This window comes from Pandoraea iniqua (assembly GCF_902459685.1).
GTDB classification, from domain to species: Bacteria; Pseudomonadota; Gammaproteobacteria; order Burkholderiales; family Burkholderiaceae; genus Pandoraea; species Pandoraea iniqua.
In genome coordinates this window covers 36510-50455 of sequence record NZ_CABPSF010000010.1, presented here as the reverse complement: position 1 = coordinate 50455, position 13946 = coordinate 36510, and the positions used below count along the sequence as shown (strand labels likewise).

The window sequence follows — 13946 nt, the reverse complement described above, 5'->3', positions numbered from 1 at the left end:
TCCCGCTGCCTCACCGGGCGTTCGTCTGAACCACCGCGAGCGCGCCGGACAACTACCGCGGTGCGCGCCGCTTGTGCGCGGCGTCGCGACCGTCATACCCCCGCCTACACACCCGCTACCGGCCCAACATTCAAGACGCCCGCATACCGCGTTTCCGGCAAACCCTGCACGCCGCATCGCACGGCGAATACGTGACCATCGTGCTCGTTGGCATTCGCCCCCGGACGGATCGACGTGACAAACAACGTATCGTACTCGCGCCCGCCAAACGCACACATCGAGGGCTTGGACACCGGCAACACGATCTCGCGATCCAGTGCACCGGCAGGGGTGAAACGCAGCAACCGGCTGCCGTCATTCGCACAAGTCCAGTAGCAACCGTCCGCGTCGACCGCCGCGCCATCGGGGCGCCCGGGGTACTGGTTCATATCCACGAACAGGCGCTGCCCGCTGATCGCACCGCTGTCGATATCGAAGTCGAACGCCCACACGAGACGCCGCGTCGGGTGCGAATCGCTCAAATACATGGTGCGGCCATCGGGCGAGAAGCCCAGACCGTTCTGCGTCACCAATGCGTCGACCAGCGGTGCTGACAACTGGCCCGCGGCGTCGAAGCGGAACAACGCACCGGCATCGCTCGCCAGCGACATGTCCTGCACCATCGTGCCCGCCCAGAAGCGGCCCTGCCGGTCACAACGCCCGTCGTTGAAGCGCATGCCCTTCGCCGGAAACACCGGCGCCGCGAGACGATGGAATTGCGTCGTGTCGACGACGTCTGACTTGCCAAGATCAGCAAGATCATCGCGATGCACAGCGAACAGCCCGGTCTCGGCACCGGCGAGCAACGTGCCCGAGGCGTCGAACGTGAAGCACGCGACCTGCTCGGGGAACGTCCATTGACGATGCGCGCCATCGGCCGGCGTCAGCCGATGCAGTTGCTTCGCGGGGATATCCACCCAGTAGAGCGCCTGTTCGTCATCGCGCCAGAGCGGGCTTTCGCCCACCGCGTGCGGTGTCGCACGCGCCGGCTCCAGTCGCTCGATGCGTTCGATCGACAGACTCATGACTTGGGCTCCATCGGCCCCATCAGCACGAACGGACCGCCTTGGTAGCGCTGGGTCCAGTCATCCATTTGCGTATCGGGCGCTTTCGCCGGGAACAGCCCCGCGAATTCAGCCGAACTGTCTTTCGGACGGTAGCCGAGGAACGACGCCTTGGTGTTGTCGACCCACAGCGTTGGGTTGTCCGACACGCCGTAGACGATGGCGTGGCCCACGCGGTTGGTGAACAGCGAGCAACGCACCAGCTCGGCCAGATCGCGAAAGCTCAGATACGTGACCATCATGCGCGGATTCTTCGGCTGCTCGAACGATGAGCCGATGCGCAGACACACGGTCTCGAGGCCGAAGCGATCGAAGTAGTAGCGCGACAAATCTTCGCCAAAACACTTCGACAACCCGTACATGCCATCGGGCCGGTGCGGCACATCGGTGTCGAGCACTTCGGTGACTTCATGGAAGCCCACCGCATGGTTGGAACTCGCGTACACGATGCGCTTCACACCCTGCTTCTGTGCCGCGCTGTAGACGTTGTACAGCCCCAGAATGTTCGCTTGCAGAATGTCGTCGAACGGCGCTTCGACGGAAATGCCGCCCAGATGCACGAGCGCATCCACGCCTTCGAGCAGTGCATGCACGGCGGCGCGGTCCGCGAGATCGACCTGCATCGCTTCTTCGTGCGGGGCGTCTGCGGTGACCGGCACGATGTCGCTCACGCGAACGATGTCTGCCCATTCGGCAAGCTTGCCGCGCAATTGTTTGCCGAGGTTGCCCGCCGCGCCGGTCAGCAGCAGACGGCGGAAGGGTTTGCCGGAAGTCTGGCTCATGTCACTCCTTGTTCATCGGTAGATCGCCATGCATACGTCGATGCATCGCTACAACGAAATCGACACTGCGCCACACACCCATTAAGGTGCGCGACGCAGTGTCCGTCAAACTTGTCGTTCAAATTCAGGCGCAGGCTCACGCATTCGCCGTGCGCCCCACATCAACACGCTGCGCCGGTGCCGGCGTCGCCGTGCCGGTGATATGCGGCTTGACCACGGTCCACAGAATCACCGCACCGATCAGATCGCCCAGCCCCAGTGCCACGAAGAACGGCGCATAACCGACGGCGGTCACGAACGCACCGATCACCAACGTGAACAGCAGATTGCCGATACCGGCCGAGAGACCCGCCAGCCCGGTGACCGTGGCAACCTCGTTACGCGGGAACAGATCGGCAGACATGGAGATCACGCTGATCGAAAGCGTCTGGTGCGCGAAGCCGCCGAGGCACAGCAGGAAGATCGCCATCATCGGGTCTTTGACGAAGCCAACGCCGCACATCGCCGTCATGACAAACGCACCGATGGTGAACACCACGCGCTTGCCGTTGAAGATGGTGATCTTGAAATGCTTGTTGAGCCACACGGAAATGGTGCCGCCCATCAGACAGCCGATGTCGGCCGCCACGAACGGCAGCCATGCCGTCGCCGCAATCGTCTTCAGATCGAAGCCGCGCGCCTGACTCAGATACAGCGGCATCCAGAACACGATGGTGCCCCACACCGGATCGGCGAAGAAACGCGGCAGGGCGATGCCCCAGAAATTACGTTGACGCAGGATCGAACGCAGGTTCGGCTTGCGCGCATCGGCCACGGCATCGACGACGTTGCCTTCGTTGATGTAGTCGGATTCGGCTTGCGTGAGCGCCGGGTGGTCCGTCGGATGACGATAGAACGCGAACCACAGCGCCCCCCACACCAGCCCCAACGCGCCGGCGATCACGAACGCGGTTTCCCAGTTGTAGCGCAGGATCGACCAAGCGATGAGCGGCGGCGCAAGAATGGCGCCGATAGACGTGCCGATGTTGAAGATACCCGCGGCGAACGCGCGCTCTTTCGACGGGAACCAGAAGGCAGCAGCACGCATACCGGCCGGAATGAACGACGCTTCGGCCAGCCCCAGCAAACCGCGCAGGACGAACAGGCCGACCCAGCCGTCTGCCAGACCGTGCAGCATGCACACGATCGACCACATCACGCCGCACAACAGGAAGCCCAGACGCAGGCCGATGCGGTCCATCAGATAGCCCGTCAACGGGGCGCCGATCGGGTACAGCACAAGGAATGCGCCCGTAATCCAGCCGTACTGCTGGGTGGTAATGTGGAGATCCTTCATTACCGTGGGGGCGGCAACGGCAAGCGAGCTGCGCGCAAGGTAGTTCATGACCGTGCCGAGTGTCAGCAGTCCGATCATCCACCAGCGCAGGCCTTTGATCTTCAGTGCCATGATGGTTGTCTCTCTCCGTGGATTTTTTTGTCGCGAGTGCATGGCTCGCATGGAGAGGCATCCTACGTGAGACGATGTACGATGACAATGCCTGTTTGTGGCGTTTACGGATAATCCCTAGTGTTTTGATTGGTCCCGATGCAGCGCGCGTTACGCCTTATAGGTATTGATGTTTGCACATGTTGGGAAGGATTTCTCACATGTCGTCGCGTCGAAATGACGTCTTGTTGTATGACATCTTATATTTAGCGATTTACTGAATTTCCAGCTTGACGGGCATTGCACCCGACAACGCCCGCGCAAGACGAACAGGCAAGAAAAAACCGCCCGGACGTTGCCGTCCGGACGGTTTCTCCACAGCGGCGCAACTGCCTACGGCTGCGCCCCCTCCTCTCAAACTCAACAACCACCCCGTATTTGTGGTTTTGGCAGGCAAACTTGCTTAGCGCGGCAGTTCCGAATGGCCCATCAGGAACTCGTCGACTGCGCGTGCGCACTGACGGCCTTCGCGAATCGCCCACACCACCAGCGACTGACCGCGACGCACGTCACCGGCAGCAAACACCTTCGGCAGATTCGTGGTGTAGGCGCGCTCGCCTTCGGTCGAGGCACGCACGTTGCCGCGCGCATCCTTGTCCACGCCGAACGCGTCGAGCACGGTCTGCACCGGCGAGACGAAGCCCATGGCCAGCAGCACCAGATCGGCCTTCAGCTCGAACTCCGAACCGGCCACTTCCTGCATCTTGCCGTCCTTCCATTCGAGGCGCACGGCGATCAGTTTTTCCACCTTGCCGTTCTTGCCTTCGAAGCGCTTCGTCGCGACCGACCAGTCACGCTCGCAACCTTCGTCATGGCTCGACGACGTGCGCAGCTTGGTCGGCCAGTACGGCCACACCATCGGCTTGTTTTCCTGCTCCGGCGGCTGCGGCAGCAGCTCGAACTGCATCACGTGTTTGGCACCGTGACGGTTCGACGTGCCCACGCAATCCGAACCCGTATCGCCGCCACCGATCACGATCACGCTCTTGCCGGTCGCCAGCATCTGGTTTGCCAGCTTGTCGCCCGCGTTGACCTTGTTCTGCTGCGGCAGGAATTCCATCGCGAAATGCACGCCTTCGAGCTCACGCCCCGGCACCGGCAGATCGCGCGGCTGTTCTGCACCGCCTGCGATGACCACCGCGTCGAACTGCGCTTGCAGTTGCTCCGGCGAAATCGTCTCTTTCGAGAAGTTGTTGATGGTGGCGTCCGGCGCCTCTTTGCCGATGTACACACCGGTGCGGAAGGTCACGCCCTCGGCTTCCATCTGACGCATGCGGCGATCGATCAGCCACTTCTCGAGCTTGAAGTCGGGAATGCCGTAACGCAGCAGGCCGCCCACGCGATCGTTCTTTTCGAACACGGTCACGTCGTGACCGGCGCGTGCCAGTTGTTGCGCCACCGCCAGACCCGCGGGGCCCGAACCGACCACGGCAACCGTCTTGCCGGTCTTGTGCTTGGCGGGCTGCGGCTCAACCCAGCCTTCGCTCCACGCCTTGTCGATGATCGCGTGTTCGATCGACTTGATGCCCACGGCGTCGCTGTTGATGTTCAGCGTGCACGCGGCTTCACACGGTGCCGGGCAGATGCGGCCCGTGAACTCCGGGAAGTTGTTCGTCGAGTGCAACACCGCAATCGCCGACTTCCAGTCCTGGCGATACACCAGATCGTTGAAGTCGGGAATGATGTTGTTGACCGGGCAACCGTTGTTACAGAACGGGATGCCGCAATCCATGCAGCGTGCGCCCTGTACTTTTGCCTGATCGTCGGAGAGCGCGAGCACGAACTCCTTGTAATGCTTGACCCGTGCCAGCGGTGCTTCGTACGACTCGCTCTGGCGCTCGAATTCGAGAAAACCTGTGACCTTGCCCATGTTTCTTCAGTCGGAAAGTTTTGTGGTTACCGTGCCTCACCCGCGCGCGGCACGCCGACAGGGCCCTCACCCTGTGACGTGACCGCGCATTCGGTATCAGGCCGCCAGTGCTTGTTTGTCGTTGGCTTTGGCCATTTCGCCCAAAGCGCGTTTGTATTCGTTCGGGAACACCTTCACGAACTTGCGGCGGGCGCTGTCCCAGTCTTCGAGCAACGCCTTGGCGCGCATCGAACCGGTGTACTGGAAGTGACGCTCGATCAGCTCGCGCAGCAACGCTTCGTCGGTCTGGCCGCGATGCCACAGGCCCTGACTCACCGTACGCTCCTGCTCGCCGTGCGGCAGCACCGGATCCAGCGCGACCATCGCCGTGTTGCACTTGGCGCCGAAGGTGCCGTCGGCGTCGTAGATGTACGCCACGCCACCCGACATGCCCGCAGCAAAGTTGCGGCCCGTCTCGCCCAGCACGACCACCGTGCCGCCGGTCATGTATTCGCAACCGTGATCGCCCGTGCCTTCCACGACGGCCGTAGCCCCCGAGTTACGCACACAGAAACGCTCGCCGGCCACGCCGTTGAAGAAGGCTTCGCCTTCGATCGCGCCGATCATCACGGTGTTGCCCACGATGATGTTGTTCTCGGCGTCGCCGCGGAAGTCGTTGGTCGGACGCACGATGATGCGGCCGCCCGACAAGCCCTTGCCGACGTAGTCGTTACCGTCGCCCACGAGATCGAGCGTGATACCGCGCGCCAGGAAGGCACCGAAGCTCTGACCCGCCGTGCCCTTGAGTTGCACGTGGATCGTGTCGTCCGGCAGACCTTCGTGACCGTAGCGCTTGGCGACTTCGCCCGAGAGCATCGCGCCGACCGTACGGTTACGGTTACGCACCGGCTGGATGAACGAGACGTGCTCGCCCTTCTCCAGCGCCGGCAATGCCTTCTCGATCAGCGCGTGGTCGAGTGCCTGCACCAGACCGTGATCCTGCGATTCGACATGCAGACGCGGCACCGAGTCTTCGACTTCCGGCAGGTAGAAGATGCGCGAGAAGTCGAGACCCTTCGCCTTCCAATGCTCCACGCCCGACTTGGTGTTGAGCAGGTCGGCACGGCCGATCAGGTCATCGAACTTCGCGATGCCCAGTTGCGCCATGATTTCGCGCACTTCCTCGGCCACGAAGAAGAAGTAATTGACGACGTGTTCCGGCTTGCCTTGGAATTTCTTGCGCAGCACCGGATCTTGCGTTGCCACGCCCACCGGACAGGTGTTCAGGTGGCACTTGCGCATCATGATGCAGCCTTCGACGACGAGCGGTGCCGTCGCGAAGCCGAATTCGTCAGCACCGAGCAGCGCGCCGATCACCACGTCGCGGCCGGTCTTCATCTGACCGTCGGCCTGCACGCGGATACGGCCGCGCAGACGGTTGAGCACCAGCGTTTGCTGCGTCTCGGCCAGACCCAGTTCCCACGGCGAGCCGGCATACTTCACCGACGACAGCGGCGAAGCGCCCGTGCCGCCATCGTGACCGGCGATCACGACGTGATCGGCCTTGGCCTTGGCAACACCGGCAGCCACCGTGCCCACGCCCACTTCGGACACGAGCTTCACCGAGATCGACGACGAGGCGTTCACGTTCTTCAGATCGTGAATCAGCTGTGCCAGATCTTCGATCGAGTAGATGTCATGGTGCGGCGGCGGCGAGATCAGACCCACGCCCGGCACCGAGTAACGCAGCTTGCCGATGTACTCGGTCACCTTGTGACCCGGCAATTGACCGCCTTCGCCCGGCTTCGCGCCCTGCGCCATCTTGATCTGGATCTGATCGGCCGAGACCAGATAGTCGGCCGTCACACCGAAGCGGCCCGAGGCCACTTGCTTGATACGCGAGCGCAGCGAGTCGCCGTCTTGCAGCTCGATATCGGCTTCGATGACGTCGTGGCCCACGATCGAGGCAAGCGATTCGCCCTTCTTGATCGGAATGCCCTTGAGTTCGTTGCGATAGCGGCGCGGATCTTCGCCGCCCTCACCCGTGTTCGACTTGCCGCCGATACGGTTCATCGCGACGGCCAGCGTGGCGTGCGCTTCGGTCGAGATCGAACCGAGCGACATGGCCCCCGTGGCGAAACGCTTCACGATGTCTTTGGCCGACTCGACTTGATCGAGCGGGATCGCGCGTTGCGGATCGACGCGGAACTCGAACAGACCGCGCAGCGTCATGTGGCGCTTGCTCTGGTCGTTGATGAGGTTCGCGTATTCCTTGTACGTCTGGTACGAATTGGAACGGGTCGAGTGCTGGAGCTTGGCGATGGCGTCCGGGGTCCACATGTGGTCTTCGCCACGAATGCGGAACGCGTATTCGCCACCGGCGTCGAGCATGTTGGCCAGCACCGGGTTGTCGCCGAAGGCTTCGCGATGCAGACGCACTGCTTCTTCCGCCACTTCGAAGATGCCGATACCGCCGACGTTCGATGCCGTGCCTTGGAAGTACTTGCGGACCAGTTCCTGCGACAGGCCGATCGCTTCAAAAATCTGCGCACCCGTGTACGACATGTACGTCGAGATGCCCATCTTCGACATGACCTTGTGCAGACCCTTGCCGACAGCCTTGACGAAATGCTTCACGGCCTTCTCGGGCGTCAGGTCGCCGCCTTGCTTGCGGGCGATCTGCGCGAGCGTTTCCATCGCGAGGTACGGGTGCACGGCTTCCGCGCCGTAGCCGGCCAGCAGCGCGAAGTGATGCACTTCACGGGCCGAACCGGTTTCCACCACGAGGCCCGTGCTCGTGCGCAGGCCTTGCGCCACCAGATGCTGGTGCACAGCCGACGTGGCGAGCAGTGCCGGCATGGCGACTTGTTCGCGATTCGTCAGACGGTCGGAGACGATCAGGATGTTGTAGCCCGACTTCACCGCGTCCACAGCTTCGGCGCACAGCGATGCGAGGCGGGCTTCGATGCCTTCCTTGCCCCAGGCGACCGGGTAGCAGATGTTCAACTCGTACGAGCGGAATTTGCCGCCGGTGTACTTGTCGATGTGACGGATCTTCGAGATTTCCTTGAAGTCCAGCACCGGCTGCGACACTTCGAGACGCATCGGCGGGTTGATGTTGTTCGTGTCGAGCAGGTTCGGCTTCGGGCCGATGAACGACACCAGCGACATCACCATGTTTTCGCGGATCGGATCGATCGGCGGGTTCGTCACCTGCGCAAACAGCTGACGGAAGTAGTGATAGAGCGTCTTGTTCTTGTTGCTCATGACCGCGAGCGGGCTGTCGTTGCCCATCGAGCCCACGGCTTCTTCGCCGTTGATCGCCATCGGCGTCATCAACAGCTTCACTTCTTCCTGCGTGTAACCGAACGCCTGCTGCAAGTCGATCAGCGGCGTGGCCGTGTCGTGATGCACACCGGCCTCTTCCACCTTCGGCTCGATCTCGTCGAGCTTGATGCGCACGGCGTCGATCCAGCTCTTGTAGGGCTTCGCGTTGGCGAGGTTGTCCTTGAGTTCCTTGTCGTCGATGATGCGGCCCTGTTCCATATCGATCAGGAACATCTTGCCCGGTTGCAGGCGCCACTTCTTGACGATCTTCGACTCGGGAATCGGCAGCACGCCCGACTCCGACGCCAGAATCACCATGTCGTCATCGGTGATGACGTAGCGCGCCGGACGCAGACCGTTACGGTCGAGCGTCGCGCCGATCTGACGGCCGTCGGTGAACGCGATGGCGGCGGGGCCGTCCCACGGCTCCATCATCGCGGCGTGGTACTCGTAGAACGCGCGGCGGTTTTCGTCCATCAACGTGTGCTGCTCCCAGGCTTCCGGGATCATCATCATCATCGCGTGGGCGAGCGGGTAGCCGGCCATCGTGAGCATTTCGAGGCAGTTGTCGAACGATGCCGTGTCCGACTGGCCCGGATAGATCAGCGGCCACAGCTTTTGCAGATCGCTGCCGAGCACGGCCGACGAGATCGCACCCGTGCGGGCGTTGATCCAGTTGACGTTGCCCTTGACCGTGTTGATTTCGCCGTTGTGCGCCACCATGCGGTACGGGTGGGCGAGTTCCCAGGCCGGGAACGTGTTGGTCGAGAAGCGCTGGTGCACGAGGGCGAGCGCCGAGACGGTGCGCGGATCGGCCAGATCGCGGTAGTAGCGGCCGACCTGATCGCACAGCAGCAGGCCCTTGTAGACGATGGTGCGCGCCGACATCGACGGCACGAAGTATTCCTTGCCGTGCTTGAGCTTGAGCGCCTGAATGCGGTGGCTTGCGGTCTTGCGGATGACGTAGAGCTTACGTTCGAGCGCGTCGGTCACCATGATGTCCTGACCGCGGCCGATGAAGATCTGGCGGATCACCGGCTCGGTGGCCTTCACGTTCGGCGACATCGGCATGTCGCGGTCGATGGCGACATCGCGCCAGCCCAGCACGACCTGACCTTCGGCCTTCACGGTGCGCTCGAGCTCTTGTTCGCAAGCGAGACGCGATGCGTGTTCCTTCGGCAGGAAGATCATGCCCACGCCGTACTCGCCAGCCGGCGGCAGCGTGACGCCCTGACGGGCCATCTCTTCGCGGTAGAACTGATCGGGAATCTGGAGCAGGATGCCGGCACCGTCGCCCATCAGCGGGTCAGCGCCGACGGCGCCCCGGTGATCGAGGTTCTCGAGGATCTTCAGACCCTGCTCGACGATGGCGTGACTCTTCACACCCTTGATATGGGCCACGAAGCCGACACCGCAGGCGTCGTGTTCATTGGCCGGGTCGTACATGCCCTGTGCGTCCGGCGCCACGTACGCCTCACCCGGCAGCGCTGCTGCCGTCGCAATCGGTTGCTGTTTCTTTTCCACGAGTTACACCGTCTCTTGGCGAGGCCGCCGCGCGCATGTTCGTCACGGTCGGCCGGGTTAAGTGGGGGTTGGCCGGGCAGGCCAGACTGCGGTGTCGCACGCGTCGAAGGTCATTCTCGAGTGTCGCCACAGGTACCGACTCAGTGCGCACGGTTTTGCGCATCGCACCAATCGGCCGAAGTTGGAATATACGCTATGAAATTCACAATGACAAAATATTTTAATGGGGTCAGATTCTAATTAACGACCGCACCAAAAGAAGGCTTATTTTTATTGGGGTCAGATTGTTTTCGGCAATTTGACCGCCGTCATTAATTTGTTGAATTTCAAGCAGTTGGGGGAGATTGGCGAACCCAGACAGGTTCGCCGATGGGGAGATTCAGCAGGGGATCAGAGCAGGTCGGTGGCCGACTTACGCGGACGGCCACGGGTGAGTGGACTCACTCGGCGATTCGCCGCCAGCGACATTCGCGCCAGATATTCGGGGCCGCCGAGCAGCCACCCCTTCTGCGTGGCTGTACGCAACGCGTCAACCTCGTAGGGTGGCAGGGGAATCGAGAACCCCTCCGCGTAGGTACGTTGACGCTCGAACGGCGTATTGCCGAGTGACCAATACAGCGCGTGATCGGTGACGAGGCTGTCGACCGTCAGGCCCACGTGATGGTTGTAGCTCGACCACACATAGTTACCCGGCGCGTCGGCCAGCCCGGCGCGCACCGGGTTGAGTTCGACATAACGGCTCGCGAGCAGCAGATAGTGCTCGGCTTCGATCACCGTCGCCCGGTAGCGCCCCTCCCACAAGGTGCCGGTGCGCTGGTGCCGCCGGTTGAAATAGAGCACGTAATAGCGGCCGACCGCCTGAAGCGTGGCGGGCAGGCTGCGCTCGTCGGCGGGCGTCGCGACCAGATGGAGGTGGTTCGGCATCATGCACCACGCGTGAATGGCCAGCCCGTGCGCTCGCGCGGCTTCGCGCAGACGGTCATGGAATACACGCCGGTCTTCGTCGTCCACGAAGATGGCTTGCCGGTTGTTGCCGCGCAGAATCACGTGCTGCGGCTGACGGGGAATAAAGAGTCGCGGTAATCGGGCCATGCGAATTCAAATGTAATGCTTTAAAGCTCGATATCACGATTCGCGAGGCAGTTTCGACACCGAAAAACCCTTTAAATACTGATATCTAGCCAATTCCCTTTGATTCGTACAAAAACTCTAGATTCGACGATTGCGCCCAGAGTCCACCAGCGCATAATGCATCGAAAAATAAATAAATAATCTTGGGAGGATAGACAAATGACAACTCGGACCTACCGGTCCGCAGCGTGCTTTTGCGCGCTCGGTATCGGCATATCTCTGGCGTCCACCAGCGCCACAGCACAACAAGCCGGCGACAACGTCGTCAACCTCGGGTGGTTTCACATCGCGCCGCAGGACTCGAGCAAGCCGATGACCACCAGCACCAATCAGGACGGTCTCACCCCCACGCTCGTGCCTGCGAACTTTACCTCGCCGGGCTCTGGCGCGAAGGTCAGTAACGCCGATACGCTCGGGCTCGTCTTCACCCACTTCGTCACCGACAACATCGCCGTGCAGACCGTGGCCGGCGTCCCCGCCAAATTCAAGCTCACCGGCGAGGGTGTGATTGCACCACCGGGTATTGCCGGCGCGCTCACGAGTATCGACCTCGGCGCGCCGCAAAACAACCCGATCGTGCAAAGCGTTCGGCAATGGAGTCCGGCGCTGGTGTTCCAGTATTACTTCGGTCAGGCGAATTCGACGTGGCGCCCTTTTCTCGGTGTCGGCGTGAGTTATACGTTCTTTACAAACGTCAGTCTCAATCCGAGTTTCGAATCGGCGCTGAATCAGAATTTCGGCAGCGTGCTTGCTTTTACTTCCGGACATAACGGTCCGACAAGCGTAGAAGCCAAATCGTCGGCATCGTGGCAACCGGTCGTGAATGCCGGCTTCTCGTATGCGTTCGACAAGCACTGGGTCGCTAGCGCATCGGTTTCCTACATTCCGCTCAAGACCACCGCCAACATCAAGATCAAGGCGCAGGACGGTACGGTGCTTGCGTCCTCAGATGCCGAAATCAAGCTGAATCCGATTGTGACCTTCGTCTCGCTCGGCTACAAGTTCTAAACCCAGCCTGCGGGACGCTAATTGCGTTCGTAATATCGGAGTCCGGAGTTTTTTCTCAAAGCGTGCCTGACGTATAAAGGCACGCTTTTCTTTCGTCCAGCGCTTTTTTCTAAGGGCATTCCATGAGTCGATGCGTGGAAACAACACCTTTAGAGCGACACCTCCAGTCTCATGCTACCCGCGACTTTCCACGCTCGGCATAATGGCCCTGAATTTCATTTACCGAAATTCTCGACAATAAAGAATCTTGAGCAGGAGACGAATCAAATGAAGTTGAAGCATTTGACCATTGCTGCCGTGGCCATGCTGACGGCGTCGGGGGCCGCTTTCGCACAGAAAGCCGGCGATAACGTTGTCAGCCTCGGCTGGTTCCACCTCTCGCCGCAAGTTTCCAGCGATCCGTTGAAAGTGACGGGATCGAGCGTGCCGGGACTGGCTGCCGGCCTTAACGCTGCGCTTGGGGGCAATACGGGCGCCCAAGTGTCTGACGCCGATACGCTCGGCATCACGTTCGCGCATTTCTTCACCGACAACATCGCCGTCGAAGGCGTGTTCGGTGTTCCGCCGAAATTCCATCTGTACGGCCAAGGCCGCCTGCAACTGCCCGGCAACGGTGCACTGGCGTCGGCCAAGCAGTGGAGCCCGGCTCTGTTGCTGAAGTACTACTTCGGTCAGGCTGACGACAAGTGGCGTCCGTTCGTCGGCATTGGTGCCAGCTACTTCTGGTACTCGAACATCGAGCTCACGGATGGCTTCCAGGCACTGGCCAGCAACTCGCTTGCTCTCGGCCCGGGTGGCTCGACCACGGCAAAGCTGACCAACTCGTGGGCACCGGTGTTCAACGCGGGTATCAACTACAACATGGACCAGCACTGGACGCTGTCTTTCTCCGTGTCGTACATCCCGGTGAGCACGACGGCCAAGCTGACCACGACGCGCGGTCCGATCACCACGACCAGCGAAGCCAAGGTCAAGCTGAACCCGGTGGTCACGTTCCTGTCGCTCGGCTATCGCTTCTAAGTCGCAGTCGCGGCCAGATCACGGCAACGCGCTTCAAAGCGACGCAATACGCTTCAGATGGTTCAGAAAACGCCGCCTTTGTGCGGCGTTTTCGCATTTCTTCGCGGAAACGAGCACCATCGCAATCGATCGATCGGTAAATATCTGCAACTTTCCCTTTTGGACCGCTGTCTCTCATGGTGTACGCCCGCGAACGGCCACGCCATAATGGCCGCTCGCACCAGGTTTCCATCGGCGTGACGCCGGCAAGTCCCCCCGGACATGGCGCATGTCGCATTTCAATACCACCATCAGGGAGTCAGAAATGGGAATTGCCTCGAAAGCGGAATCAGCACTGAACAACGGTCTGGACGATGCCCGTTATGCGGGCCGTCGTACGGCACGCGCAGCACGTCTGGCCAGCGGTGACGTCTCGGCACGCGTTCGCGACCTGCTCGACGATCTCGACCACGCCCTCTCCAACGCAAAGTCGGCCTCCGACATTGAAGCGTTGCGCGCGGAAATCGGCGACAAGCTCCGCGAAGCGCGTAGCGACTTCGGCGATGCACGCGCCCATCTGCGCCGTCGTGCGAATGAGGTCTGGGAAGAAGCCGACGGCTATGTGCACGAACGCCCTTGGCAGACGCTCGGGACGGTCGCAGCCGTTGCACTGGTACTCGGGTTTATTGCCGGACGTAGTTAATCACAGCGCACCGCAGCGCAGCGCAAGGGGCGGC

General features: G+C 61.4%; 9 protein-coding genes. 3 read left to right on the top strand and 6 right to left on the bottom strand.

Translation table 11 applies throughout. From position 1 onward, the window contains the following. Positions 1-104: 104 nt before the first annotated feature. The 6 genes from PIN31009_RS25180 to PIN31009_RS25155 all read right to left on the bottom strand — a co-directional run bounded on the left by PIN31009_RS25180 (position 105) and on the right by PIN31009_RS25155 (position 11163). Complete coding sequence (locus PIN31009_RS25180) at positions 105-1064, bottom strand: SMP-30/gluconolactonase/LRE family protein (RefSeq protein WP_150791919.1); 960 nt, start codon at positions 1062-1064, stop codon at positions 105-107. Continuing rightward, the gene (locus PIN31009_RS25175) at positions 1061-1885 is read right to left on the bottom strand and encodes an NAD-dependent epimerase/dehydratase family protein (RefSeq protein ID WP_150791918.1); all 825 of its coding nucleotides are present in this window, start codon (positions 1883-1885) and stop codon (positions 1061-1063) included. Before PIN31009_RS25175 ends, PIN31009_RS25180 begins: the two co-directional genes overlap by 4 nt. A 136-nt stretch (positions 1886-2021) precedes the next feature. Further along, positions 2022-3332, bottom strand: coding sequence for an MFS transporter (locus tag PIN31009_RS25170; protein WP_150686668.1), 1311 nt, complete (start codon positions 3330-3332; stop codon positions 2022-2024). A 442-nt stretch (positions 3333-3774) separates the two neighbouring features. Continuing rightward, on the bottom strand, positions 3775-5241 hold the full coding sequence (locus PIN31009_RS25165; protein ID WP_150791917.1) for a glutamate synthase subunit beta: 1467 nt from the start codon (positions 5239-5241) through the stop codon (positions 3775-3777). 96 nt (positions 5242-5337) lie between these two features. Then, complete coding sequence (locus PIN31009_RS25160; protein ID WP_371328714.1) at positions 5338-10071, bottom strand: glutamate synthase-related protein; 4734 nt, start codon at positions 10069-10071, stop codon at positions 5338-5340. Between the two features lie 390 nt (positions 10072-10461). Then, the gene (locus PIN31009_RS25155) at positions 10462-11163 is read right to left on the bottom strand and encodes a transposase (protein ID WP_150791916.1); all 702 of its coding nucleotides are present in this window, start codon (positions 11161-11163) and stop codon (positions 10462-10464) included. Positions 11164-11361: 198 nt separating this feature from the next. Between PIN31009_RS25155 and PIN31009_RS25150 the strand changes: the two genes are divergently transcribed. The 3 genes from PIN31009_RS25150 (at position 11362) to PIN31009_RS25140 (ending at position 13912) form a co-directional block, all read left to right on the top strand. Next, on the top strand, positions 11362-12210 hold the full coding sequence (locus PIN31009_RS25150) for an OmpW/AlkL family protein (protein ID WP_150686671.1): 849 nt from the start codon (positions 11362-11364) through the stop codon (positions 12208-12210). Positions 12211-12477: 267 nt separating this feature from the next. Further along, positions 12478-13230, top strand: coding sequence for an OmpW/AlkL family protein (locus PIN31009_RS25145; protein ID WP_058376352.1), 753 nt, complete (start codon positions 12478-12480; stop codon positions 13228-13230). Between the two features lie 304 nt (positions 13231-13534). Then, positions 13535-13912 carry an ElaB/YgaM/YqjD family protein gene (locus PIN31009_RS25140; RefSeq protein WP_150682342.1) on the top strand — a complete coding sequence of 126 codons (378 nt, stop codon included), beginning with the start codon at positions 13535-13537 and terminating at the stop codon, positions 13910-13912. The last annotated feature ends 34 nt before the right edge of the window (positions 13913-13946 follow it).